26 protein-coding genes and 2 tRNA genes are annotated in these 23,310 nt (G+C 46.5%); 24 read left to right on the plus strand and 4 right to left on the minus strand.

The features are described from left to right. The first annotated feature begins 254 nt into the window (after positions 1-254). Positions 255-833 (plus strand): TMEM165/GDT1 family protein, encoded by a 579-nt coding sequence (locus ACTHTA_RS05555; RefSeq protein ID WP_003748247.1) that lies wholly within the window; start codon positions 255-257, stop codon positions 831-833. A 1-nt stretch (position 834) separates the two neighbouring features. Beyond that, a complete protein-coding gene (locus tag ACTHTA_RS05560; RefSeq protein WP_308888317.1) occupies positions 835-1,485 on the plus strand; it encodes a TIGR01621 family pseudouridine synthase in 651 nt (216 codons plus the stop codon). An 81-nt stretch (positions 1,486-1,566) separates the two neighbouring features. On the opposite strand, the gene ACTHTA_RS05565 is transcribed toward ACTHTA_RS05560, so the two are convergent. Further along, positions 1,567-2,493, minus strand: coding sequence for a LysR family transcriptional regulator (locus ACTHTA_RS05565; RefSeq protein WP_308888318.1), 927 nt, complete (start codon positions 2,491-2,493; stop codon positions 1,567-1,569). 174 nt (positions 2,494-2,667) lie between these two features. Between ACTHTA_RS05565 and ACTHTA_RS05570 the strand changes: the two genes are divergently transcribed. The 6 genes from ACTHTA_RS05570 to ACTHTA_RS05595 all read left to right on the plus strand — a co-directional run bounded on the left by ACTHTA_RS05570 (position 2,668) and on the right by ACTHTA_RS05595 (position 7,526). Then, positions 2,668-3,417 (plus strand): Nif3-like dinuclear metal center hexameric protein, encoded by a 750-nt coding sequence (locus ACTHTA_RS05570; RefSeq protein WP_313970992.1) that lies wholly within the window; start codon positions 2,668-2,670, stop codon positions 3,415-3,417. Positions 3,418-3,539: 122 nt separating this feature from the next. Then, entirely contained in the window at positions 3,540-4,121 is a 582-nt protein-coding gene (gene petA / locus ACTHTA_RS05575; protein ID WP_308887924.1) for a ubiquinol-cytochrome c reductase iron-sulfur subunit, read from the plus strand. Positions 4,122-4,139: 18 nt separating this feature from the next. Continuing rightward, positions 4,140-5,489 carry a cytochrome b gene (locus tag ACTHTA_RS05580; RefSeq protein WP_308887923.1) on the plus strand — a complete coding sequence of 450 codons (1,350 nt, stop codon included), beginning with the start codon at positions 4,140-4,142 and terminating at the stop codon, positions 5,487-5,489. Between the two features lie 14 nt (positions 5,490-5,503). Beyond that, entirely contained in the window at positions 5,504-6,289 is a 786-nt protein-coding gene (locus tag ACTHTA_RS05585; RefSeq protein ID WP_308887922.1) for a cytochrome c1, read from the plus strand. Positions 6,290-6,504: 215 nt separating this feature from the next. Further along, complete coding sequence (locus tag ACTHTA_RS05590; protein WP_039861850.1) at positions 6,505-7,110, plus strand: glutathione S-transferase N-terminal domain-containing protein; 606 nt, start codon at positions 6,505-6,507, stop codon at positions 7,108-7,110. 11 nt (positions 7,111-7,121) lie between these two features. Next, positions 7,122-7,526 (plus strand): ClpXP protease specificity-enhancing factor, encoded by a 405-nt coding sequence (locus tag ACTHTA_RS05595; RefSeq protein ID WP_003685902.1) that lies wholly within the window; start codon positions 7,122-7,124, stop codon positions 7,524-7,526. Positions 7,527-7,667: 141 nt separating this feature from the next. Here the strand turns inward: ACTHTA_RS05595 and ACTHTA_RS05600 are convergent. The 3 genes from ACTHTA_RS05600 to ACTHTA_RS05610 form a co-directional block, all read right to left on the minus strand. Next, positions 7,668-7,743: transfer RNA gene (locus tag ACTHTA_RS05600), tRNA-Ala, on the minus strand. Positions 7,744-7,749: 6 nt separating this feature from the next. Beyond that, positions 7,750-7,826, minus strand: a tRNA-Met gene (locus tag ACTHTA_RS05605). Between the two features lie 106 nt (positions 7,827-7,932). Further along, the gene (locus ACTHTA_RS05610; protein WP_313970993.1) at positions 7,933-9,084 is read right to left on the minus strand and encodes a class I SAM-dependent methyltransferase; all 1,152 of its coding nucleotides are present in this window, start codon (positions 9,082-9,084) and stop codon (positions 7,933-7,935) included. 402 nt (positions 9,085-9,486) lie between these two features. Between ACTHTA_RS05610 and mraZ the strand changes: the two genes are divergently transcribed. From mraZ to ACTHTA_RS05690, 16 genes are all read left to right on the plus strand, one after another. After that, a complete protein-coding gene (mraZ, locus tag ACTHTA_RS05615; RefSeq protein ID WP_003748265.1) occupies positions 9,487-9,942 on the plus strand; it encodes a division/cell wall cluster transcriptional repressor MraZ in 456 nt (151 codons plus the stop codon). Continuing rightward, on the plus strand, positions 9,939-10,901 hold the full coding sequence (gene rsmH / locus ACTHTA_RS05620; RefSeq protein WP_154953877.1) for a 16S rRNA (cytosine(1402)-N(4))-methyltransferase RsmH: 963 nt from the start codon (positions 9,939-9,941) through the stop codon (positions 10,899-10,901). Before mraZ ends, rsmH begins: the two co-directional genes overlap by 4 nt. 64 nt (positions 10,902-10,965) lie before the next feature. Next, positions 10,966-11,229 (plus strand): cell division protein FtsL, encoded by a 264-nt coding sequence (gene ftsL / locus ACTHTA_RS05625; protein WP_003681879.1) that lies wholly within the window; start codon positions 10,966-10,968, stop codon positions 11,227-11,229. 78 nt (positions 11,230-11,307) lie between these two features. Further along, complete coding sequence (locus ACTHTA_RS05630; protein ID WP_308187376.1) at positions 11,308-13,056, plus strand: peptidoglycan D,D-transpeptidase FtsI family protein; 1,749 nt, start codon at positions 11,308-11,310, stop codon at positions 13,054-13,056. A 26-nt stretch (positions 13,057-13,082) separates the two neighbouring features. Then, positions 13,083-14,561, plus strand: coding sequence for a UDP-N-acetylmuramoyl-L-alanyl-D-glutamate--2,6-diaminopimelate ligase (locus tag ACTHTA_RS05635; protein ID WP_308887919.1), 1,479 nt, complete (start codon positions 13,083-13,085; stop codon positions 14,559-14,561). 180 nt (positions 14,562-14,741) lie between these two features. Then, a complete protein-coding gene (locus tag ACTHTA_RS05640) occupies positions 14,742-15,263 on the plus strand; it encodes a M23 family metallopeptidase (protein ID WP_308887929.1) in 522 nt (173 codons plus the stop codon). Between the two features lie 24 nt (positions 15,264-15,287). Then, positions 15,288-16,148, plus strand: coding sequence for a peptidase (locus ACTHTA_RS05645; RefSeq protein WP_308887918.1), 861 nt, complete (start codon positions 15,288-15,290; stop codon positions 16,146-16,148). Between the two features lie 40 nt (positions 16,149-16,188). Beyond that, positions 16,189-16,920 (plus strand): hypothetical protein, encoded by a 732-nt coding sequence (locus ACTHTA_RS05650; RefSeq protein ID WP_440364060.1) that lies wholly within the window; start codon positions 16,189-16,191, stop codon positions 16,918-16,920. A 50-nt stretch (positions 16,921-16,970) separates the two neighbouring features. Further along, positions 16,971-18,335 carry a UDP-N-acetylmuramoyl-tripeptide--D-alanyl-D-alanine ligase gene (locus ACTHTA_RS05655; RefSeq protein ID WP_308887915.1) on the plus strand — a complete coding sequence of 455 codons (1,365 nt, stop codon included), beginning with the start codon at positions 16,971-16,973 and terminating at the stop codon, positions 18,333-18,335. Positions 18,336-18,350: 15 nt separating this feature from the next. Beyond that, positions 18,351-18,500: a hypothetical protein gene (locus tag ACTHTA_RS05660; protein WP_003685853.1), complete on the plus strand. Its 150-nt coding sequence runs from the start codon at positions 18,351-18,353 to the stop codon at positions 18,498-18,500. Positions 18,501-18,601: 101 nt separating this feature from the next. Continuing rightward, positions 18,602-19,684, plus strand: coding sequence for a phospho-N-acetylmuramoyl-pentapeptide-transferase (gene mraY / locus ACTHTA_RS05665; protein ID WP_003685861.1), 1,083 nt, complete (start codon positions 18,602-18,604; stop codon positions 19,682-19,684). A gap of 115 nt (positions 19,685-19,799) precedes the next feature. Then, positions 19,800-20,279, plus strand: coding sequence for a group II truncated hemoglobin (locus ACTHTA_RS05670; protein ID WP_070633156.1), 480 nt, complete (start codon positions 19,800-19,802; stop codon positions 20,277-20,279). Between the two features lie 130 nt (positions 20,280-20,409). Then, positions 20,410-21,021, plus strand: a complete 612-nt coding sequence (locus tag ACTHTA_RS05675; RefSeq protein ID WP_154953884.1) for a hypothetical protein — start codon at positions 20,410-20,412, stop codon at positions 21,019-21,021. A gap of 139 nt (positions 21,022-21,160) precedes the next feature. Continuing rightward, entirely contained in the window at positions 21,161-21,646 is a 486-nt protein-coding gene (locus ACTHTA_RS05680) for a hypothetical protein (RefSeq protein WP_308887914.1), read from the plus strand. 22 nt (positions 21,647-21,668) lie between these two features. After that, positions 21,669-22,742 carry a hypothetical protein gene (locus ACTHTA_RS05685; RefSeq protein WP_154953886.1) on the plus strand — a complete coding sequence of 358 codons (1,074 nt, stop codon included), beginning with the start codon at positions 21,669-21,671 and terminating at the stop codon, positions 22,740-22,742. Between the two features lie 24 nt (positions 22,743-22,766). Further along, positions 22,767-23,291 (plus strand): hypothetical protein, encoded by a 525-nt coding sequence (locus ACTHTA_RS05690; RefSeq protein WP_154953887.1) that lies wholly within the window; start codon positions 22,767-22,769, stop codon positions 23,289-23,291. Positions 23,292-23,310: the final 19 nt, after the last annotated feature.

Below are 23,310 nucleotides of genomic sequence, written 5' to 3' on the forward strand. Positions count from 1 at the left end.
CAGACGGCCTTTTGTTTTTCTTTTTATTGCTTCAAGCTATGGTTTGCCTTACAATTCCCGCTTCACTCTTACGGGAGTAGCCATTCGGCGCAATGCCGAAACCGTTGTCAACATAATCGGCTTATGCGGCCGTGGCAGCGGTATCTTCTCTGCTTTATCGGAAGACAGGCAAGACGTAAGCGTTGTCCATACCCTTGCGGGCGGTATGCACAGCGCTTTCTGTTTGCCCGCTTTTCGGTTGAGTATCTTAAATCATGGAAGCTTTTTTCTCCTCGACGCTGGGCGTTGCCATTGCCGAAATCGGCGATAAAACGCAATTGCTCGCGCTCTTTTTGGCAGCACGTTTTGCCCACAAAAACGCGATTGTTGCCGGTATCTTTATTGCAACCCTGTTGAACCATCTTGTTTCAGCCGCACTCGGTGTCTGGCTGGCATCCGCTATTTCGCCCGAAGTCATGAAATGGGTGGTCGGCGGCAGCTTTATTGCGGTCGGCTTATGGCTGCTGTTGCCGGACAAAGACGAAGACCCTGATAGTAAGTGGTTGAAATACGGCGCATTTACAGCAACGGTCGTCCTGTTTTTCTTGGCAGAAATCGGCGATAAAACGCAAATTGCAACAGTTCTTTTGGCGGCAAAATACCAATCTATCCTGCTGGTCGTGGTCGGCAGTATTGCAGGTTTGATGATTGCTTCTGTGCCTGCCGTGTATTTGGGCGAAATGCTGATGCGCAAAATTCCGGCCAAAGCAGTGCGCATTGCTGCGTGTATCTTGTTCTGCCTGCTGGGTATTTTGACCCTGCTTGGCGACGGTATTGTGTTGAAGGCCGTCTGAAATGTGGGACATTGTTTTTGAGCACAAAGACTTTGTGGTCATCAATAAGCCTTGCGGCGTATCGGTGCACAGTGAATCGGAAGGGGATGTTTGCCTGACCGCTTCGCTGGCGCAGCAGCTCGGCGTTGAACGCGTGTGGTTGATTCACCGTTTGGATAAAGCCACTAGCGGCTTATTGCTGTTTGCGTTAAACCGCGACAGCGCGGCGGCTTTGTCGGCACAGTTTGCCGAGAAAACCATGCGTAAAATTTATTTGGCACTCGGTACGCACAAGCCGGCGAAAAAGCAGGGCTGGGTGAAAGGCGGTATGGCGCGTTCGCGGCGCGGTACATGGAGGCTGACGCGTGATGAGGATAATTTTGCCGTTACCCGTTTCAGCAGCCAAAGCCTGAAGCCCGGTTTGCGCCTGTTTGTGTTGCAACCGTTTACCGGCAAAACCCATCAACTGCGCGTGGCCATGAAAAGCATAGGCAGTCCGATTTTGGGCGATACGCTGTATGGCGGCGATGAGGCGGAACATCTGTTTCTGCACGCTTGGCGTTTGGTTTTCGACTATCGCGGCGAGCATTTCGATATTCGGGTTGCGCCTGATAAGACATGGCTGTCTGAAATCGATTTGTCGGCGTGTTTGGGTTCGGATGAATCCGAATAGAAGCAGTGAAATTTTTGTGTATATTAAAATTAAAAAAGGCCGTCTGAAAATTGTTCAGACGGCCTTTTGATTATTTCAAGTTTACATTTCCAATTCGTTCAAACCCGGCAAGTCGGCAAAACAGCGGTCATGTGTGATTTGGCAGAAGTTGTCCAGATAGCCTTTGTTGGCATCTTCCGTACGAATGGCTGCATAAAGTTTGCTTTGCAGGCCGTCTGAAGTGATTTTTCGGTGGACGACGTAGCCTTTTTCCAGATACGGCATGACTGTCCAATAGGGCAGGGCGGCGATGCCGCGTTTGCTGGCAACCAGTTGAATAATGGCGATGGTCAGCTCGCTATGGCGGCGCGGCGGATTAATGCCTTTGGGTAGCAGCACTTTTTTGGGCAAATCCAGCATTTCGTCGGGGACGGGATAAGTAATTAAGGTTTCGTCGATGAAGTCTTTGGCTTCCCAAACGTCTTTGTCGGCAAGCGGGTGGTCTTCTGCGCAGATGCCGACCATTTCATAGGCAAACAGGGGACGGTAGCTGATACCGTTGAGCGGCTCGGCTTCGGAAACGATGGCAAGGTCGGCACGGTGTTGCAGCAGCAGGCCGACCGGATCGGCTTGGAAGCCGGAAACGATGTCCAATTCAACTTGCGGCCATAACGGGCGGAACTCGCCCATGGCAGGCATCAGCCAGTCAAAGCAGGTGTGGCATTCGACGGCAAGCCTGAGTTCGCCGGCTTCGCCTTCGATAATCCGTACCAAATCACGTTCGGCGGCGGCAACCTGCGGCAACAGCTCGCGCGCCAGTTGCAATAGGCGCATACCGGCCGGAGTGAAGCGCAAAGGTGTGGATTTACGTTCAAACAACGGCGTTTCGTAATAATTTTCCAAGGCGCGGATTTGGTGCGACAGGGCGGATTGGGTCAGGAAAACCCGTTTGGCGGCAAGGGAAACACTGCCGGTTTCTTCTAAAGCCAGCAAGGTTTTGAGATGACGCAATTCGATAATAGAGTCCATGTGTTTTCAGACGGCCTGTGGGTAAGGTGGGTATATTAAAATAATTCATGATGATGTGCAAATGATTAATGTTGGGAATGATTGCTGAAATCGGAATGTAAGAATTTGAGGTATAAACAGATTTTGCGGTTAGAATGCGAAGCTGTTTTTGAAGATAGATATAAGGAGCGGAATATGGCTTTACGCCGCGAAATTTTGGCTTGGTGCGATGAGACATTGCAGGTAGGGCTGTTTAAGGACTATGCGCCCAACGGTTTGCAGGTTGAAGGCAAAGAAGAAGTTGCCAAAATCGCCACTTCTGTTACCGCCAGCAAAGCTGCAATCGATTTTGCCGTAGGGCAGGGGGCAGATCTGCTTTTGGTTCACCACGGCATGTTTTGGAAAAGCGAGCCTGTCACGATTACCGGTTGGAAAAAAGCACGCATTGAAACCTTGCTGCAACACCAAATCAATATGGCGGGCTACCACCTGCCGCTGGATGCGCACCCGCAACTAGGCAATAACGCGCAGTTGGCCGAGAAACTCGATTGGGTGCTCGAAAAACAATTCGGCGAGCAAAATCTGTTGAATACAGGCCGTCTGAAAACCACGCAAACATTGGCGCAGTTGTCTGAACGCATTGAGGCGGTATTCGGCCGCAAGCCGACCGTTATCGGTGATTTTGAACGCGAAATCAAACGTATTGCCTGGTGCAGCGGCGGTGCGCAGGGATTTTTTCAGACGGCAGTAGACGAAGGTGTCGATGCGTATCTGACCGGTGAAATTTCCGAAGCGCAATATCATCTTGCCAATGAAACGGGTGTGGCATTTATCAGTGCCGGCCACCATGCGACCGAACGTTACGGCGTACGCGCCTTAGGCGATGCCGTGGCAGAAAAATTCGGTATCAAAGTGGTTCACTTTGATGAAAACAATCCTGCTTGAGTATTGAGAAATATCATAAAACTTTACCTTATTTTAAATAATGCTTTGAGTATTACAACAAACTAGGTAGAATTACGCTGTTTAATGGCTCGGTATTCCCAAAATTTTAGGACGACTGAATAATGGATAATCAAGAAATCAACAACGGCCGCCGCCGTTTCCTGACACTGGCTACATGCGGTGCAGGCGGTGTGGCGGCTCTGGGCGTAGCTACGCCTTTCGTGGCCAGCTTCTTCCCATCGGAGAAAGCTAAGGCTGCCGGTGCTGCTGTCGAAGTAGATGTCAGCAAAATCGAAGCAGGTCAAATGCTGACTGCCGAATGGCAGGGCAAACCGATTTGGCTGGTCAATCGCACAGATCAACAGCTCAAAGACTTGAAAAGTTTGAATGGCGCAGTTACGGATCCTAATTCCGATGTGGATCATCAGCCCGAAAACTGTAAAAACGAGCACCGTTCGATCAAACCGAACCTCCTCGTCGCTATCGGTATCTGTACCCACCTGGGTTGCTCTCCGACTTACCGTCCCGACGTTGCCCCTGCGGATTTGGGCGCAGACTGGAAAGGCGGCTTCTTCTGCCCTTGCCACGGTTCGAAATTCGACATGGCAGGCCGCGTGTATAAAGGTGTTCCTGCACCGACCAACTTGGTTGTACCGCCTTACAAATATCTGAGCGATACGACTGTTTTGGTGGGCGAAGACTAAAAATAAGGAACGATAATTATGGCAAACCAAACCAATAGCAAAGCAAAAGCATTGTTAGGCTGGATGGACGATCGCTTCCCTCTGTCTAAAATGTGGAATGAGCATTTGGCTCAATACTATGCGCCGAAGAACTTCAACTTCTGGTATTACTTCGGCTCTTTGGCTCTGCTCGTCCTTGTAATTCAAATCGTCAGCGGTATTTTCCTGACCATGAACTACAAACCGGACGGCAACCTTAACGCCTACCATCTGCCTGCTGCCTTTACCGCAGTAGAGTACATCATGCGCGACGTGTCCGGCGGCTGGATTATCCGCTATATGCACTCCACCGGCGCATCTTTCTTCTTCATCGTCGTTTATCTGCACATGTTCCGTGGTCTGATTTACGGTTCGTACAAAAAACCTCGTGAATTGGTGTGGATTTTCGGTTCCCTGATTTTCTTGGCATTGATGGCAGAAGCCTTTATGGGTTACCTGTTGCCTTGGGGTCAAATGTCCTTCTGGGGTGCGCAGGTAATTATTAACCTGTTCTCGGCCATCCCTGTTATCGGTCCTGATTTGTCCACTTGGATCCGCGGTGACTTCAACGTTTCCGACGTTACTCTGAACCGCTTCTTCGCCCTGCACGTTATCGCTGTACCTTTGGTATTGCTCGGCTTGGTCGTGGCACACATCATCGCCCTGCACGAAGTGGGTTCTAACAACCCTGATGGTGTTGAAATCAAGAAAAACAAAGACGAAAACGGTATTCCACGCGATGGTATCCCCTTCCATCCTTACTACACCGTTAAAGACATCTTGGGCGTCGTTGTATTCCTGATTGTCTTCTGTTCTGTGTTGTTCTTTGCACCTGAAGGCGGCGGTTACTTCTTGGAAGCGCCAAACTTCGATGCAGCGAATGCGCTGAAAACACCTCCGCACATTGCGCCGGTATGGTACTTCACTCCGTTCTACGCAATTCTGCGTGCGATTCCTTCCTTTGCCGGTACTCAGGTATGGGGTGTAATCGGTATGGGTGCAGCAGTTGTATTGATCGCCTTGTTGCCTTGGTTGGATAAAGGCGAGGTTAAATCTGTCCGCTATCGCGGCCCAATCTTCAAAACGGCGTTGGTTCTGTTCATTATTGCCTTCATCGGTTTGGGTATTTTGGGTGCAATGGTAGCAACTGATACTCGTACTTTGGTTGCACGTATCCTGTCTTTCGTCTACTTTGCATTCTTCCTGGGTATGCCGTTCTATACCAAACTGGATACCAACAAACCAGTTCCTGAACGCGTAACCATGAGCACTACTAAACAAAAAATTATGTTCTTTGTTTACATCGGTATTACCGTTGTTGGTGCTTACTTGTTTGCAACCAATATCTGATGAGGGCAGCGAAAATGAAACAAGCTCTGAAAAACTGGTTTGCTGCCTTATTGCTGGCAGTACCTATGAGTGCAGCCGTCGCCAGCGGCGGCGGACACTACGAAAAAGTCGATATCGACCTGCGTGACCAAGTCAGCCTGCAGCACGGTGCGCAAATCTTTACAAACTACTGTTTGTCTTGCCACTCTGCAAGCGGTATGCGCTTCAACCGTCTGAAAGACATCGGTTTGACTGAAGATGAAATCAAGAAAAACCTGATGTTCACAACAGACAACGTTGGTGATGTCATGGTAGCGGCAATGGATCCGAAAGATGCCTCCAAATGGTTGGGTGCGCCTCCGCCGGATTTGACCCTGATTGCCCGTTCTAAGGGTGCAGACTACCTGTACGCCTATATGCGCGGCTTCTATAAAGACCCAACTCGTCCGACTGGTTGGAACAATACTGTTTTGGCTGGTGCGAGTATGCCTCACCCATTGTGGCAGCAACAAGGTGTTCAAGCCGTTGAGTTGGATGCCAAAGGTCAGCCCGTTATGATTAAAGACGAGCATGGCAACCTGACTCCTAAGCTGTATTGGGAATCTACTGGTCTGCAAAGCCGTCGCCTGCCTAACGGTAAAGTGATCCAAAAAGAGTACGATACTTATGTGCGCGACTTGGTGAACTACTTGGTGTACATGGGCGAGCCTGCTCAGTTGCAACGCCACCGCATCGGCTACATGGTTCTGGCATTCCTGTTTGCGGTAATGCTGCCATTGGCTTACTTCCTGAAAAAAGAATTCTGGAAAGACGTTCACTAATTCTTTTGAATCAAAAAAGGCAAACCTGTTTCAGGTTTGCCTTTTTTGTTTGTGAAATTGGTTTATGCGAAAATAATGTAAATTTTAAAATTACTTAATATAAACAACATGATATGTGAAATTTCTGGATTAAGTGTTTGAAATTATGTATAATTCTTTCTGAATTTTTATAAGGCTTAAGGCCGTCTGAAAAGATTTATCAGGAGTAAAAGATTATGATGACATTGTATTCAGGTATTACTTGTCCATTCAGCCAGCGCTGCCGTTTTGTGCTGTACGAAAAAGGCATGGATTTTGAAATCAAAGATGTGGACGTGTTCAATAAACCTGAAGACTTGGCTTTGATGAATCCGTATAACCAAGTACCGGTTCTGGTTGAGCGTGATTTGATTTTGCACGAATCAAACATTATCAACGAATACATTGACGAGCGTTTCCCTCATCCTCAGTTGATGCCGGGCGATCCTGTTATGCGCGGTCGCGGCCGTTTGGTGCTGTACCGTATGGAAAAAGAATTGTTCAGCTTGGTGCAAGTGTTGGAAAACCCTGAATCTACCAATAAAGAACAAGCTAAAGCGCGTGAAGCCATTGGCAATGGTTTGACACTGTTGGCACCATCTTTTACTAAAAACAAATACATCTTGGGCGACGACTTCTCCATGATTGATGTTGCCTTGTCTCCACTGTTGTGGCGTTTGGACTATTACGACATCAAACTGGGTAAATCTGCTGCGCCTTTGCTGAAATACGCCGAGCGTATTTTCCAACGCGAAGCCTTCATTGAAGCATTAACGCCGGCTGAAAAAGCCATGCGCCGCTAAAGGACGGATCTATGGCAACTTCAACCAAACCGTATTTGTTGCGTGCTTTGTATGAATGGTGCTTGGATAATAACCAAACACCGCACATCGTGGCTTGGGTAAATGAACATACCCGTGTGCCGATGCAGTATGTGCGTGACAATGAAATTGTTTTAAATATTGGTCCTACCGCCAGCCATAACTTGAATATCGACAACGAATGGGTCAATTTCTCTGCCCGCTTTTCCGGCGTAGCGCACGAGATTTGGATTCCGGTCGGTCATATTGTCAGTATATTTGGCCGTGAAAGTGGAGAGGGTATGGGTTTTGAGGTAGAACCATATCAGCCTGCTTCTGTTGAAGCTGCGGAGGCCGAAGATAAAAAAGCTGAATCTGCGGAAGATAAACCGAAGAAAGTATTGAAGCTTGTGAAGTAATTAAAGACAAAAGGCCGTCTGAAATGTTTCAGACGGCCTTTATTGATTGGGGGTATTGAAGTGGCAAAATTAATGGGCAATCAGTTATTAATTAAGCCAAACAAAAAAGCTCTTGTGTTTAACAAGAGCTTTTTTGTTTAGTGGTGGAGGTAAGCGGGATCGAACCGCTGACCTCTTGCATGCCATGCAAGCGCTCTACCAACTGAGCTATACCCCCGAAATTTGGTGGCGAATCAGGGACTCGAACCCCGGACACAAGGATTATGATTCCTCTGCTCTAACCGACTGAGCTAATTCGCCGTTTCGTGAAGTCGCTATTATAGTTTTTTTTGAATATTTGGCAAGCGCTAATTTTGCTTTTTTTTATTTCTTATTGTTTTTAAAAAATAAAAAGTAATTTGTCAGGCTATAGCTTATGGCAAATATCGCCGTGGCTGAAGCCTGTCCAATCGATATCGATGTCTTTGCCAAAAGCGATCACTTTAAAAAGTTCTCCCATTTCGTGCTGATGTATCAGTTTCTGTACTGCAGCAGCGGCTTGGATATATTCAACCGAATCCGGGCTGCCGATTTGTGCCAGCAGGTCAGTGATGCCGAGATTAAGCAGGAAATAAGATTGGGGCAGGTAGCCGATTAAGTCCAAACCTGATTCCGTGCCGGCGCGTGCGATATCGGTGAAATTGACGTGCGCAGTTAAATCGGTCAGACCGATATTGAAAAATGGATCATGGATGGTATGGTGGCGATAGTGGCCGATGAATGTACCTTCCTTGCGTTGCGGATGGTAATACTGAGCGGCATCGAAGCCGTAATCGATAAATATCATGCCGCCGCGCCGCAATTTAGCGGCCAGGGTTTGGATAAAGGCATATTGTGCCGGATGCAGCTCGCTTGTGTATGAGGGAAGGGGAGGGAAGTATAAGGCGGCTGTTTGCGTAAGTTCGGCTTGGGTCAATGGTCTGATGACTTCGATTAGCTCGTCATTCTCTAGGCTGACGCCGATTTGTTGAAACCCTTCGTCTTGATAAATCAAGCGTTCAACCGGCATGGCATCCAATACTTCGTTGCCGATGATGATGCCGTCAAAATGTTCGGGCAATGTAGTGAGGTGGATGACTTTGGCGGCTGTTTCGGGGGAAGTATGCTCAAGAATATGTTGGCGTTGTCTTTCTGCAAGCTCTGCCGATAGCTCAATAATGTAGTAATGATTCAGGCCGTCTGAAAGGTTTTGCAAGAGTGTGGCAGCGAGATGACCTGTACCTGCACCAAATTCGTAGATATTGCCTGCTGTTTGCGGCAGTAATTCGGCAAGTTGTTTGGCAAGGGTTTGTCCGAATAGGGGGGTGAGGGTAGGGGCAGTAATGAAGTCGCCGTCTGTGCCGATTTTATGGCTGCCTCCGCTGTAATAACCGTATTGAGGTGTGTAAAGGGCAAGCTCCATAAAACGGGAGAAGGATATCCAGTTTTGATGTTGTTTAATTTCGTTTTTTATGAGCTTGGTCAGGTGTGCTGAAGAGGTTTGTGCATCAGGGGAAGGGAGGGGGAGTTGTGGCTTCATGACTGTTAGATAATGTAAAAAATTTGAATTTGTTTGTATATTATAGCCCCTTGTGACAGGGGTGGTAATCGAGTATAAAAATACTATATATAGTATTTTAAAAACACAAATAATACTATATATAGTGTTTTATGCTATATGAGATGACTGACATATTAATTTGCCATGCATTTTTGTATATATAAGCTATTGAATTTTAAGTGTTTAGTGTTTCATTTCAGATAAAGGGTTGATTTGACCTGATTGCCAAAATTTCTTATAGTGTCGGTTAGTGGGGCATAGTGGGTGAGAGTGGTTACTTTTTCCTAAAAAGTGTTCCGTAGGAGTGAAAACGAAATATTTTAGGAAGGTGGGATTTTTAATCCCACTCTAGTTTTATTTTAATCGAATTTGGGGTGTGATGTGTTTGGCGGTGCTCATGAATTGAGTATGGACAGTAAAGGGCGGTTGGCGATTCCTGCCAAATTCCGCGATATTTTGCTGCGCCGTTATACGCCTGCAATTGTGGTTACTCTGGATTCTCGAAAAAAATTATTGATGTACCCCGAGCCCGTTTGGGAAGAAAAAGCCGAGCAGATTTTGAAGTTGAAAGTGGCTGGCAATGAGTCTTTGCAACGGTATCAGAATTTACTGCTGCACAATGCGGAGATTTTGGAATGGGACAGCGCCGGACGCGTTTTGATTCCGGCCAATCTGCGCAAACGCGTGGATTTTGAAAAAGAAGTTACTTTGGTTGGCCGTGCAAACCGTATGGAGTTGTGGGGTCGCGAACATTGGGAAGAGGAAATGAATCAGGCTTTGGATATTGATCCTGATGAGTTGGCTTTCCAATTGAGTCAAACGGATTTGCAATTGTGAGTAAAGTTGAAAATTATCAGCATGTTTCTGTCTTGTTGCATGAGGCGGTGGATGCGTTGGCAATCCGTGAAGACGGGATTTATGTGGACGGTACGTTCGGTAGGGGAGGGCATTCCCGGCTGATTTTGTCGCGTTTGGGTGAGCAGGGTCGTTTGGTTGTTTTTGATAAAGACCCCGAGGCGATTGCGGTAGCCAATGAGCTGGCGGCGCAAGATAAACGTGTCAGTGTCGTACACAATGGTTTTGAAACATTTCAGACGGCCTTGGATGAGTTGGGTATCGATAAGATTGACGGTGCGCTTTTTGATTTGGGGATTTCGTCGCCGCAAATTGACGATGGCAGCCGCGGATTCAGTTTCCGCTTTGATGCGCCGTTGGATATGCGGATGGATCCGACTCGCGGGATGTCTGCGGCAGAATGGATTGCAACTGCATCCGAACAGGATTTACACGAGGTAATTAAGAATTATGGTGAAGAGCGGTTTAGTCGCCAGATTGCGCGCGCCATTGTTGCGCAACGCGAGGAGAGTCCCATCGATACAACCCGCAAGCTGGCGCAGCTTGTGGCGCAAAACGTCCGTACTCGTGAGCGCGGACAAGACCCTGCAACGCGCACCTTCCAAGCAGTTCGCATCTTTATTAACCGCGAGCTCGAAGAGGTAGAGGCAGTTTTGCCGCAAGTTGCAGGCCGTCTGAAAGAGGGTGGACGCTTGGCTGTCATTGCGTTCCATTCGCTGGAAGACAGAATTGTGAAGCAGTTTATTAAAAAATATTCGCAACATGCGCCATTGCCCCGTTGGGCAGTGGTTAAGGAAGCGGATTTGCCTCAGCCGCCTTTGAAGGCTGTGGGCAAAGCAATCAAACCGGGTTCGACAGAGACTGAAGCCAATCCGCGTGCGCGTAGTGCAGTTTTGCGTGTGGCGGAGCGAAGCAGTGGCGAATTTTCGGTTGTTGAATAGGGGATGGCGTCTAAAACGCTGTCGTAAGAGATAGTCCTGTTGGCAGGCCGTCTGAAAGTTTGAGATGGGTAAGTTGAATATTTTATTGCTGGTTTTGGTGACGGTCTCAGCCTTTGCCGTAGTGTTTAAGCAAAACCAGTCCCGTTTGCATTTTATCGAGTTGGATAAGGCACAAAAACGGGAAATTCAGTTGGAACAGGATTACGCGCGCTTGAAATTGGAGCAAGCAAGATTGGCAAACCACAAGTTGATTAAAGTGGCGGCCGAAAAGCAACATCTGCTTCCGCCGGGTGCGCATAATACGGCTATGCTGGAACGCAAAAAATAAGAATATAGAGCCTTGCATTAGTGCAAGATTTACGGGATTTGATGGCTCACTGAGCAGCTAAGTCATGAGAAGTTCAACATGTTAATTAAGAACGAATATAAACCTCAAATGCTGTCTGGAACAACAAAAACGAAAAAGCCGCTGACAAGTAACGGGCGAATCGGTTTGGTGCTGGGCGCTGTTGCGCTGGCATTTACCGGTCTGTTGGTACGCGGGGTTTATCTGCAAACCAGTCAGCATGAATTTTTGAAAAATCAGGGCGACCAACGTTTTGTGCGTACGCTTCCGCTGCCGGCATCACGCGGTATGATTACCGACCGCAATGGCGCTACATTGGCTTTGAGTGCGCCTACCGAATCATTGTATGCCATGCCTTCCGGTATGGAAGAAATGCCGACTGCAGAACAATTAGAAAAACTGTCGGCCATTGCCGATGTGCCTGTTGAAGTTTTGAAAAATAAATTGTCTAAAAAAGACAAAGGCTTTATCTACCTGAAACGTCAACTCAGCTACGAGAAAGCAGAAGAAATCAAAGCATTGGGCATTAAAGGCATCGCATTCCAAAAAGAATTGAAACGCCATTACCCGATGGGCAATCTGTTTGCGCACGTTATCGGTTTTACCAATATCGACGGCAAAGGTCAGGAGGGCTTGGAGCTTTCCCGTGAAGACAGCCTGCGCGGTGAGGATGGTGCGAAAGTCGTATTGCGCGATAATAAAGGCAATATCGTTGACAGTCTCGACTCTCCACGCAACAGCGTGCCTAAAAACGGCCAAGACATGATTTTGTCTTTGGATCAGCGTATTCAAACGCTGGCTTATGACGAGTTGAACAAGGCTGTGGCTTATCACAAAGCCAAAGCGGGTGCGGTTGTGGTATTGGATGCGCAAACCGGCGAGATTTTGGCTTTGGTCAACAGCCCGGCTTACGATCCGAATCAACCGGGTCAGGCCAATAGCGAACAGCGCCGCAACCGCGCCGTAACCGATATGATTGAACCTGGTTCTGCCATGAAGCCGTTTACCATTGCCAAAGCATTGGATTCAGGCAAAGTGGATGCAACCGATACGTTCAACACCCTGCCTTACAAAATCGGTCCGGCTACCGTACAAGATACCCACGTTTATCCTACTTTGGATGTGCGCGGCATTATGCAAAAATCTTCCAACGTCGGTACCAGTAAACTTTCTGCCATGTTTACGCCTAAAGAAATGTACGATTTCTATCACGATTTAGGTGTGGGCGTGCGTATGCATTCAGGCTTTCCTGGCGAGACTGCAGGTTTGTTGAGAAGCTGGCGCAGATGGCAAAAAATCGAACAGGCAACCATGTCTTTCGGTTATGGTCTGCAATTAAGCTTATTGCAATTGGCGCGAGCCTATACTGTCTTGACCCATGACGGCGAATTGTTGCCGGTAAGTTTTGAAAAACAAGCGGTTGCCCCTAAAGGCAAGCGCGTCATCAAAGCCTCTACTGCGAAAAAAGTGCGCGAGTTGATGGTTTCCGTTACTGAAGCCGGCGGTACCGGTACTGCCGGTGCTGTGGATGGTTTCGACGTAGGTGCGAAAACCGGTACGGCGCGTAAACTGGTCAATGGCCGCTATGTGGACAACAAACACGTCGGTACGTTTATCGGCTTTGCTCCGGCTAAAAATCCACGCGTGATCGTGGCCGTTACCATCGACGAACCTACTGCCAACGGCTATTACGGCGGCGTGGTTGCTGGTCCCGTATTCAAAGAAGTCATGAGCGGAAGTTTGAACATCTTGGGCGTTTCCCCGACCAAGCCTTTAAGTAATACCGCTACTGTCAAAGTACCGTCATAATCCAAACAATCAAAGAGATATTGTTTATGTTCAGCAAGTTAACCCCCTTGGCTGAAACCAACTTTCCGCCTCTGCTGTGTGAAAACGCAGCAGGGCGTTTGTTGCATTCAGACAGCCGACAAATTAAACAGGGTGACATTTTCGTTGCCTGTCAGGGCGAATATACAGACGGCCGCAGCTATATTCCTGCCGCCATCGCCAACGGTGCGACCTTTGTTTTTTGGGATGATGACGGCAAATTCACATGGAATCCCGAATGGAACGTTCCCAATCAAGGCATTAAAGATTTGAAACACCGTGCCGGCATGTTGGCGGCGCAAGTTTATGGCAATGTTTCAGACGACCTCAAAGTCTGGGGCGTAACCGGCACCAACGGCAAAACATCCATCACACAATGGCTGGCGCAAGCCGCCGATTTGTTGGGCGAAAAAACCACTATTATCGGCACAGTCGGCAATGGCTTTTGGGGCGCATTGGAAGAAACCACGCACACCACCCCCGCCCCCGTCGATGTCCAAACCCTGCTCTACCGTTTCCGTCAACAAGGCGCAACAGCCGCCGCGATGGAAGTTTCCAGCCATGGCCTTGACCAATCGCGCGTCAACGGCGTGCCGTTTCGCAGTGCAATCTTCACTAATCTCACCCGCGACCACCTCGATTACCACGGCACCATGGAAGCCTACGGTGCCATCAAGTCGCGCCTGTTCTACTGGCATGGTCTGCAACATGCCATCATCAATGTCGATGATGAATACGGCGCAGAACTGGTAGGCCGTCTGAAAAAAGACTGTCCCGATTTAGCCGTTTACGGCTACGGATTCAGCGAGCAAGCCGATATCCGCATTACCGATTTCACCGCTTCTTCAGACGGCATGGAAGCCGTATTCCAAACCCCGTGGGGTGAAGGAAAATGTCGCACCCGCCTGCTCGGACGGTTCAACGCGCAAAACCTCGCCGCCTGCATCGCCTTGCTTTGTGCCAACGGTTATCCGCTTGATAAAGTATTGGATGTGCTGGCAAAAATCCGTCCTGCTTCAGGCCGCATGGATTGCATTATGAACAGCGGCAAACCTTTGGTCGTTGTCGATTACGCCCACACGCCCGACGCATTGGAAAAAGCACTCTCCACCTTGCAGGAAATCAAACCGCAGGGTGCGGCTTTGTGGTGTGTATTCGGCTGCGGCGGCAACCGCGATCGCGGTAAACGCCCATTGATGGGTGCGGCAGCAGTTCAGGGTGCCGATAAAGTGGTGGTTACCAGCGACAACCCGCGCTTGGAAAATCCGCAAGAAATTATCAACGATATTTTGCCTGCCGTACCTAATCCTGAGCGTGTCGAAGTTGATCGCGCTGTTGCCATCCGTTATGCGGTTGAGCAGGCTGCCGCGAACGACATCATTCTGATTGCCGGTAAAGGGCATGAAAACTATCAGGATGTACAAGGCGTGAAGCACCATTTCTCCGATTTTGAAATTGCAGAAAAAGCATTGGCAGAGCGCAGTTAAGCCATAACGCAAATATTTAGACGGCCCGAAACCTTAAGGCCGTCTGAAAAAGATTTAAACCTATACAATAAAAGCAATACGACACACGCATTACGGCACGTCAGCCATTAAACCCATCACAGTTGTTTGTTTCAGAGGATTTTTTAACAAGGCCGTCTGAACAACAAGGAGACCGATTTGATGCTGAAAATGCCGACAAAAACCTTATTAATCAGTGCAGCTGTAGTTTTATTCGCAGGCTGTACCACCAAACAACTTCCGCGTCCTACTGCCGAAATCGAGCAGTTGAGGGCGCAACAGCCTCCGGCCGAGCAAAGCCTGCCCAATCCTGTTAAAGGCAAGCGTTTTGACGACACTTGGGGTGCAGCCCGCAGTCAGGGGCGCAGGCATGAAGGTGTGGATATTTTTGCTAAGAAAAATACGCCGATACGCAGTACCACGCCCGGTATCGTAACCAAAATCGGACGCAACCGATTGGGCGGTAAAGTTATCGGTATCCAAGGGCCGGGTGCGTGGCATTACTATGCTCACCTCAATAAATTTGCCCGTATCCGTCTGTATGAACGAGTAAAAGAAGGGCAGGTCATCGGCTATGTCGGTAAAACCGGCAACGCTAGAACCACACCGGCCCACCTGCATTACGGCGTGTATCTGCCGAGCGGCGCGGTGAATCCGTATCCGCTGATTAATCAGAGCAGATAGGCCGTCTGAACAAGATTTGAGAGTATGAACGCAAAGAAATTGGTTAAGGCAACGAATATCGTCGGTATGGTGGCAGTGACACTGCTGGTGTACTGGGTATTTGTTCTGATTCTATCCAATGTTTTCGGGCTTAAGGTGTTCCGCGAATACATTACGGAAATTTTCCTGATGAGTATTCTAGGGATTTTTGCCGTGATGGCGGGTGCTTTGATACTGAACATCATGCTGAATTTGACCCGTATCGCCGAGCGAGGACAAGAGGAAGAAAGCAAAGGTGGCCGGAAAACCTTATCTTTGTTGTTGGCAGTATTTCCTTTGTTGGCGGCATTGTTGTTCGGTGGCAATTACCTGACAATTCAACAAAAACGTGACATCTTAATCCAATCGTCGGAGCGTATCGTCAAAGACAATCCTGCTCAAATAGATGCGTTGGCTGATTACCGTTTCGACTTGGCGTATATCAGAAAAACGTCGGAAATCCTGGATTTGATGGCTAAAGACAATTCGTCTTTTAAGTCTGCCGTGATTATAGTGCCGGATAAGATCGACAACAAACCGGTTTATCTGGCTTTTTCAGCCGACTCCTCCCGTCTTACCCTGAGTGACAAAGTCGTGCCTACCACCAATCAGAATGCAGAAGGTAGCGATAATTTTGTCGTGAATCGAAATGGTGAGAAAGTAGCGGTCAAGAAAACGGACTATGTCTATTCCCCGGATTTGAAGGAGCGCGAATACCTGCAAAAAGTATTTGCCGGACAAACCCAGGAAATGCGCTATGAAGCGGAAGACGGTCATTACAGCCTCTGCCACCCTTATCGTAAAAACGGTAAAACCATCATCTTGTGTTTCTCCGATTATCAAGAGTATGGAAAAATCGGTAGTTGAGTGTGGGAAAATCGGTTTCAATAGTACAGGAATACGTCAAGTGATTGATTTACAAGAATTATTGCTGAATAAGTATGTAGAGATTTTAAACAAACCGGAACATCAGAACTTGTTGCGTGCAATTAGCAATAAAGACAATAAATTATCCAATATCCATTTGGGCTTTGTCCCTGAGCATTATGAAAGCGCAGAACATAAAATTCTGATTGTCGGTCGAGAAACACGAAGTTGGTACGATAGCAAGAAATTTGATGAATATCATGCCGAAAATGTAAGGCAACTGATGTCGTTAAGCAAAGATTTTATTTGGCGGAATTTGACTGGGGATTTAAAAAGAAACACAAAAGGAGCAACATTTTTCAATTTCGTCCGCAAGGTTGCCAAGCGAAGTGGGAATGAGGGCATCTTGTGGGCTAATATTTTTGCGGTGGACTATAAAACTAAACATCCTAAACATTCGGATTGGTTCGAAGATATAAAAACACTTTCCTGTAAATTGTTACGTGCCCAAATTGAAATTTTAAAGCCACAGATTATTCTTTTCGTGAGCGGAGACGGCGGCGTAGCGGCGCGGAGGGAGTGCTTTCCTGATTTGTCCGGCTCGGGTCAAGGCATAAACGGCTTGAATAAGGGAAAACTGGAAAAATTTTCTTTTGAAGGTGATAAGGAAATAATATGTTACCGAGCACCTCATCCCAGTACCAGAAATCGAGAAGGAAGGCGCGCTTTAAAGGTGCTCGTCGAAGAGTTGCTGCCTTCTGCCAAAGTGTAAAATGCCTTTGCAACAAAATGTCTGTTTGAAAAAAACAAACGAAAGAAACCATGAAACCACTAGACCTAAATTTCATCTGCCAAACCCTTGGCCTTCCGATGCCGTCTGAAAATCAACCCGTTTCGCGTATTGTTACAGACAGCCGTGATATTCAGGAAGGCGATGTATTTTTCGCGCTTGCCGGTGAACGCTTTGACGCGCATGACTTTGTTGAAGATGTATTGGCAGCGGGGGCAACGGCAGTTGTGGTTTCGCGCGAAGATTGTGCGGCTTTGAAAGGCGCGCTGAAGGTTGACGATACGCTTGCGGCTTTGCAAAAACTGGCGAAGGCGTGGCGTGAAAATGTGAATCCGTTTGTCTTTGGTATTACCGGCTCATCCGGTAAAACGACGGTTAAAGAAATGTTGGCCGGCGTATTGCGTCATCGATTCGGTGATGAAGCTGTGTTGGCGACTGCCGGCAATTTCAACAATCATATCGGCCTGCCACTGACTTTGTTGAAACTGAACGAAAAACATCGCTATGCCGTCATTGAAATGGGTATGAACCATTTTGGCGAATTGTCTTTGTTGACCCGAATCGCCGGTCCGAATGTTGCTTTGGTTAATAACGCTTTGCGCGCGCATGTCGGTTGCGGTTTTGATGGTGTCGGCGATATTGCTAAAGCAAAAAGTGAAATCTACGAAGGTTTGCTTTCAGACGGCATTGCGCTGATTCCGTGCGAAGATGCCAATATCGCTACATTTGAAGCTGCTACTGCGCAATTGAATGCTCAGACTTTCGGTGTTGCCAGTGGCGATGTCCATGCAGAAAATATTGAGTTGAAACCGTTGTCCTGCGAATTTGATTTGGTGCGTGGCAATGAACGTGTTGCCGTGGTGTTGCCAGTCCCCGGCCGCCACAATGTACATAATGCCGTAGCCGCCGCTGCTCTGGCTTTGGCGGCAGGTTTGAGCCTTGCCGAAGTTTCAGACGGCCTGAGAAATTTCAGCAATATCAAAGGCCGTCTGAATATCAAGCAAGGCATTAAAGATGCAACTTTGATTGACGATACTTATAATGCCAACCCCGATAGCATGAAAGCTGCCATTGATGTGCTTGCCGCTATGCCTGCGCCGCGTATTTTTGTGATGGGCGATATGGGCGAATTGGGTGAGGATGAAGCCGCCGCCATGCACGCCGAAGTTGGTGCGTATGCACGGGATAAAGGTATCGAGGCCGCGTATTTTGTCGGCGACAACAGCGTTGAAGCAGCGGAAACGTTTGGCGCGGAAGGTTTGTGGTTTGCTGACAAAGATCCGCTGATTCAAGTGTTGAGCCACGATTTGCCTGAACGCGCTACTGTATTGGTCAAAGGCTCGCGCTTTATGAAGATGGAAGAAGTAGTCGAGGCGTTGGCAACAACAACTGCGTAAAAGGCCGTCTGAAATATGAAAAAGATTTTTCTATTGGCTGGTTTGCTGATTGCCGCGTTTTATGCCGGAATGAAAGTACAGGCATTTATTTATGAAGATACCTGCTTGGATTTGGGTGGTGGAAAGAATCCTGGAAACTATCCGATTTGCGTGGTAGAGAAATAATCTTACTCAACAAGGCCGTCTGCAATTTCAGACGGCATACCGATTTATTTTTAATTGGGCAATAAGCCCGCTGTAACAACAAAAACAAAAAAGGAAGCCCCATGTTTTTATGGCTCGCACATTTCAGTAACTGGTTAACCGGTCTGAATATTTTTCAATACACCACATTCCGTGCCGTGATGGCTGCGCTGACTGCGCTGGTATTTTCATTATTGTTGGGTCCGTGGACCATCCGCAAGTTGACTGCGCTTAAAGTCGGTCAAGCCGTCCGTACCGACGGCCCTCAAACCCACCTGATCAAAAACGGTACGCCAACCATGGGCGGCTCGCTGATTTTGACCGCCATTACCGTGTCCACAATCTTGTGGGGCAACTGGGCAAATCCTTATATCTGGATTCTCTTAGGAGTCTTGCTCGCTACCGGCGCACTCGGTTTTTATGACGACTGGCGCAAAGTGGTTTATAAAGATCCTAACGGCGTGTCTGCCAAATTCAAAATGGTGTGGCAGTCCAGCGTTGCCATCATCGCTGGTTTGGCATTGTTCTACCTTGCGACAAACTCTGCCAACAATATCCTGATTGTTCCCTTCTTCAAACAAGTTGCATTGCCGCTGGGCGTCGTCGGCTTCTTAGTATTGTCCTACCTGACCATCGTCGGTACATCCAATGCCGTGAACCTGACCGACGGTTTGGACGGCTTGGCCGCATTCCCCGTTGTACTTGTTGCCGCCGGTCTTGCCATCTTTGCTTATGCCAGCGGTCACTCCCAATTTGCCCAATACCTGCAATTACCTTACGTTGCCGGCGCAAACGAAGTGGTAATTTTCTGTACCGCCATGTGTGGAGCGTGTCTCGGCTTTTTGTGGTTTAACGCCTATCCGGCACAAGTCTTTATGGGCGACGTCGGCGCACTCGCGCTTGGTGCGGCACTCGGTACCGTTGCCGTCATCATCCGCCAAGAATTTGTCCTCGTCATCATGGGCGGCCTGTTTGTTGTTGAAGCCATTTCCGTTATGTTGCAAGTCGGTTGGTACAAACGCACCAAAAAACGCATCTTCTTGATGGCGCCGATTCATCACCATTACGAACAAAAAGGCTGGAAAGAAACCCAAGTCGTTGTCCGTTTCTGGATTATTACCATCGTCTTGGTATTGATTGGTTTAAGTACCCTCAAAATTCGCTAAATCTCCAAAGGCCGTCTGAAACTTTCAGACGGCCATTATGTAAGGTAAGCATGCTTGCCTGAATCCTACGTCTCAAAATAAATCTCGCAATAATCCACACAGAAAGTCCCCAAGCATGTACCAATCTTTCGGCGGCGCAACCGGCATCCGCACCCTGACCGACCGTTTCTACGACTTGATGGAACTCGAGCCGCAATACCAAGCCTTGCGCCAAATGCATGGCGAAGACATGACCCTGATACGCGAAAAGCTCTACGAATTTTTCAGCGGCTGGCTCGGCGGCCCGCAACTCTTTGTCGAAAAATACGGCCATCCCCAACTGCGCGCCCGCCATATGCCTTTTGCCGTCAACGTACAAGTCCGCAACGAATGGATCGCCTGCTTTGCCCAAGCCATGAGCGAACTGGACATCGACAAAGCACTTGCTGAGCCGGTTTTAATCCAAGTTTTTGCCATGGCAGATTGGTGTCGTAATCAAAACGAAGACGGTGTCGAACCGCCTATGCCGCCGATGGCGGTTGATCCCGTAATCCGCATTCCCGAATTGAAAAACGTTTTAAAGCAATATGGCGTGGACAGTTATTTTGAAGGTTGAGGTCGTCTGAAAAGTGATTATGATAGCAAATGTAAAAATAGATTAATCATCATGATAAAAGGGGACTTTAAACTCAAATCATGAAAAGGTCGGATTCTGAATCCAGCCTACGACTAAAACAGGAGGTAATATGGATGTTGTAGGAATAATGCTGATGTGGTTAGTTGGAATAGTCTTTTTTCCTATTATTGTGTACATCGTATGGAGAATTTATAAATATACGTGCAAACTTCCTATAAAAGTGCGGCGATGTATAGCAATTTTAATCATTGTTACCCCGTTAATTTTATATATGGGTATGTCGCAAATCGTAGATAAAGGATATTGCATTAGGGACAGAAAGTATTTTTCTGAATATTCAAAAGAAAAAATGGTTAATGATGCAATAATTTTGTTGATAAATAAGGATTCAGATATTTCTTTGGGTGGGTATAAAAAAAATCAAGATTTTTCTAAAAATTCTGAGACTTTTGATATTGCTAATTTTAAATCATTTAATGATGATTGCTGTCATGTATATATAGGTGATATTAATGACGGTAGCGGTCCGGTTAAATATGTCTATAAATTCACTGGGAAATTTTATGGATATGTAATGTTGGAGTATTGGCAAATAAGGCCAAATTTTAAAATGGATGAAGAACAAAAGCGTGTTTATCAGAAAATTGAAAAAACAAGAAGCTATTATGGAGTGAGCCGCTGCGGAGAAGTTTTTGAAATTCCCAGTTATCTATATTTTTAAAATTGTGGAAAAGATATAAGAAAGGATAGATATGTTGAGATTTCTACTTGGAATTAGTTTTTGTATAACATTATCAGCTTGCCAAACAGAAACTTTGGTAAAAGATGTGAACATTTCGAAAAAACAGGAGTTGCATAATATGAATACTTATTTTGCTAAGAATACAAAAAAATTAGATGAGGTGATACAAATTCCTAGTGAGGGTGTTAAATCTATCGATGTATATGCTCTCTATGGATTTGTTGAATCATTTTCGCCCATTTCTACTGCTGAGCAAATTAAACAAAGAGTAGGGGAAGGTTTGGGTTATAAGGACTTATTTGGTACAAAATCTGTCCATTACCGTTTAGAACCAAAAGACTTTTCTCATTTTTTCTCTGGTTTTAATAGAATTAAAAGTACATTAAATCCCTGTGATCAATTTGATTCAGTATATTTGATATTGATTGAAATTAAGTATAACACCCATTCTGTCCAAATACTTACTCGAGAGGCAGCAGAGGGAGAAGCTTTTTTATTCAGTAAAATTATTAAAAATGATGAGAGATTTTTGATTTTATTGGATTCAAAAGGATTAAAAGAGTTATTTAATACGATAGACCCAAATCAAAATATCCTGAAATGATTAATTTAGGTTGGAGCTGTTTATGACAAGCGGTGTTGATTTTAATAAAAAAGGTTTTGTTGCCAGTGTGCAAAATAAGGAAACTTTTGGGAGAGTTTTAATAGAAAATAACGCTTACAGTAATGAGACGAAAGAGTTTGATAAAACAAAAGTCAATGCTTTAATGCCGGCGGATTCTGATGATGTCAAAAAATTAGACTTGGCTTTGCAATATTTGCAGCAAAATGAAAAAGCTAATTCGTTGATTCAAAAGGCTTCTGATATGGGTGTTCATATCGTAATCTTTAAAGAGGGAGATAACACTTTTTATCCACTAAGACCCAATAATACTGATGGGATTATCTTTTGGAACCCTAATCAATCGGCAGAGATTTTTTCTGAAATTAATGGGAAAAAAGTTTCATTAGGTGTCCAATCTGCTGCTAATGTTTTGTTTCATGAGTTGGTTCATGCAACTGATCCTAATTTGGCAAAATCTGATGTTGAAATGGACAGTTATAACAAGCCTTTTGCATCAGATGACGTGAAACATAAATTTTATAACGCTCCTGAATATTTGGCTGTAACGATGTCCAACGAAATAGTCAGTAAATTTCATAATGAGCCAATAAGACCTGATTATATCGGTGATTCAATGTTTGTTTCTGTACCTAATCCCATCAATTCTCAAACCAATCATTACGATCAAGATGGCAACCTTATAGGTAAAACAGTCAAAACTTACGACGAAAAAAACGAAACTATCAAGACGGTAAATACTGATTATTTGCGTCAAGATGAACGTGGTTTGCCAGTGGAAAGTGAGACGGTCACTGATATAAATGGAGAGCCTGTCAAACAAATTCAAGATAAGTCCTCTTTCAACTATAATTTGCCTGACTGGGACAATTTGAACGGCAGTGATTTATACGCTGCAGTTTTGTCTGCGGACAGCAGTCAGTTGGATGCGTTGGGTAAAAGTCTGGTGCAGTCGGAAGAAGGTCAGCGTATGCTGAGGCGGGGAGAAAATCTGTTGGCTGAATATAAAGAACAGCAGGAATTGGAGCGGCAACAGGAGTTGGTACATTCAAGCCAGGCAATGGTCAGAACGCTTTAAATCTGTATATCAGGGAAGGTTTAAATGGACAATAAGAAATTTGATGAGGCTATAAAGGTGTTGGTAATGTTGCGGGCGGACATTATCGAACAGGGGAAGAAAATTGATGGCCGAATTAATGAGCAACAGCGTGCTTTGTCGGAGGAGTCTGACCGGTTCAGACGACAGGTTGGTAATATAGTTGACAATGCAGGGAAGACTATCCGACAAGAAACTGAGCAGTCGTTGGGCTTAGCAAGTGAAGGGTATAAGAAGGCAGTTGATGAATTAAATCGTGAAGTGGGAAAGCTCAATAAAATTATCAAAAGCTGGTATATCGGCATAGGCGTAGTATTAGTTATTGCTGTCATTATATTGTTTGTGGTGGTGCGATATACGGTTGTTGATTTGGCTGATAGGCGTGCGGAATTGGAGAGTTATGAACATGCCATTGAAACTGCCAAAGCATTTGCTGAGTCGGATGCCTACATATGTGAAGGGCGCATTTGTATCAATACAGGTAAAAATGTCGGTAACGGCTATCGTCAGGCAAAACCGAGAAAGAAATAAAACGTCGTCTGAAAAACTA

It is taken from the genome of Neisseria sp. P0013.S005 (assembly GCF_051958425.1).
Taxonomy (GTDB): Bacteria; Pseudomonadota; Gammaproteobacteria; order Burkholderiales; family Neisseriaceae; genus Neisseria; species Neisseria subflava.

What these genes read in the sequence shown, in the direction of transcription:
- ACTHTA_RS05645 (WP_308887918.1), top strand. Translation starts at nt 15,288, where the DNA reads ATGAACGCAAAGAAATTGGTTAAGGCAACGAATATCGTCGGTATGGTG.
- ACTHTA_RS05570 (WP_313970992.1), top strand. Translation starts at nt 2,668, where the DNA reads ATGGCTTTACGCCGCGAAATTTTGGCTTGGTGCGATGAGACATTGCAG.
- ACTHTA_RS05635 (WP_308887919.1), top strand. Translation starts at nt 13,083, where the DNA reads ATGTTCAGCAAGTTAACCCCCTTGGCTGAAACCAACTTTCCGCCTCTG.
- ACTHTA_RS05655 (WP_308887915.1), top strand. Translation starts at nt 16,971, where the DNA reads ATGAAACCACTAGACCTAAATTTCATCTGCCAAACCCTTGGCCTTCCG.
- ACTHTA_RS05690 (WP_154953887.1), top strand. Translation starts at nt 22,767, where the DNA reads ATGGACAATAAGAAATTTGATGAGGCTATAAAGGTGTTGGTAATGTTG.
- mraY (WP_003685861.1), top strand. Translation starts at nt 18,602, where the DNA reads ATGTTTTTATGGCTCGCACATTTCAGTAACTGGTTAACCGGTCTGAAT.
- ACTHTA_RS05630 (WP_308187376.1), top strand. Translation starts at nt 11,308, where the DNA reads ATGTTAATTAAGAACGAATATAAACCTCAAATGCTGTCTGGAACAACA.
- ACTHTA_RS05640 (WP_308887929.1), top strand. Translation starts at nt 14,742, where the DNA reads ATGCTGAAAATGCCGACAAAAACCTTATTAATCAGTGCAGCTGTAGTT.
- ACTHTA_RS05560 (WP_308888317.1), top strand. Translation starts at nt 835, where the DNA reads ATGTGGGACATTGTTTTTGAGCACAAAGACTTTGTGGTCATCAATAAG.
- ACTHTA_RS05595 (WP_003685902.1), top strand. Translation starts at nt 7,122, where the DNA reads ATGGCAACTTCAACCAAACCGTATTTGTTGCGTGCTTTGTATGAATGG.
- ACTHTA_RS05580 (WP_308887923.1), top strand. Translation starts at nt 4,140, where the DNA reads ATGGCAAACCAAACCAATAGCAAAGCAAAAGCATTGTTAGGCTGGATG.
- ACTHTA_RS05610 (WP_313970993.1), bottom strand. Translation starts at nt 9,084, where the DNA reads ATGAAGCCACAACTCCCCCTCCCTTCCCCTGATGCACAAACCTCTTCA.
- ACTHTA_RS05565 (WP_308888318.1), bottom strand. Translation starts at nt 2,493, where the DNA reads ATGGACTCTATTATCGAATTGCGTCATCTCAAAACCTTGCTGGCTTTA.
- petA (WP_308887924.1), top strand. Translation starts at nt 3,540, where the DNA reads ATGGATAATCAAGAAATCAACAACGGCCGCCGCCGTTTCCTGACACTG.
- ACTHTA_RS05675 (WP_154953884.1), top strand. Translation starts at nt 20,410, where the DNA reads ATGGATGTTGTAGGAATAATGCTGATGTGGTTAGTTGGAATAGTCTTT.
- ACTHTA_RS05590 (WP_039861850.1), top strand. Translation starts at nt 6,505, where the DNA reads ATGATGACATTGTATTCAGGTATTACTTGTCCATTCAGCCAGCGCTGC.
- ACTHTA_RS05585 (WP_308887922.1), top strand. Translation starts at nt 5,504, where the DNA reads ATGAAACAAGCTCTGAAAAACTGGTTTGCTGCCTTATTGCTGGCAGTA.
- ACTHTA_RS05680 (WP_308887914.1), top strand. Translation starts at nt 21,161, where the DNA reads ATGAATACTTATTTTGCTAAGAATACAAAAAAATTAGATGAGGTGATA.
- ACTHTA_RS05685 (WP_154953886.1), top strand. Translation starts at nt 21,669, where the DNA reads ATGACAAGCGGTGTTGATTTTAATAAAAAAGGTTTTGTTGCCAGTGTG.
- ftsL (WP_003681879.1), top strand. Translation starts at nt 10,966, where the DNA reads ATGGGTAAGTTGAATATTTTATTGCTGGTTTTGGTGACGGTCTCAGCC.
- ACTHTA_RS05555 (WP_003748247.1), top strand. Translation starts at nt 255, where the DNA reads ATGGAAGCTTTTTTCTCCTCGACGCTGGGCGTTGCCATTGCCGAAATC.
- ACTHTA_RS05670 (WP_070633156.1), top strand. Translation starts at nt 19,800, where the DNA reads ATGTACCAATCTTTCGGCGGCGCAACCGGCATCCGCACCCTGACCGAC.
- ACTHTA_RS05660 (WP_003685853.1), top strand. Translation starts at nt 18,351, where the DNA reads ATGAAAAAGATTTTTCTATTGGCTGGTTTGCTGATTGCCGCGTTTTAT.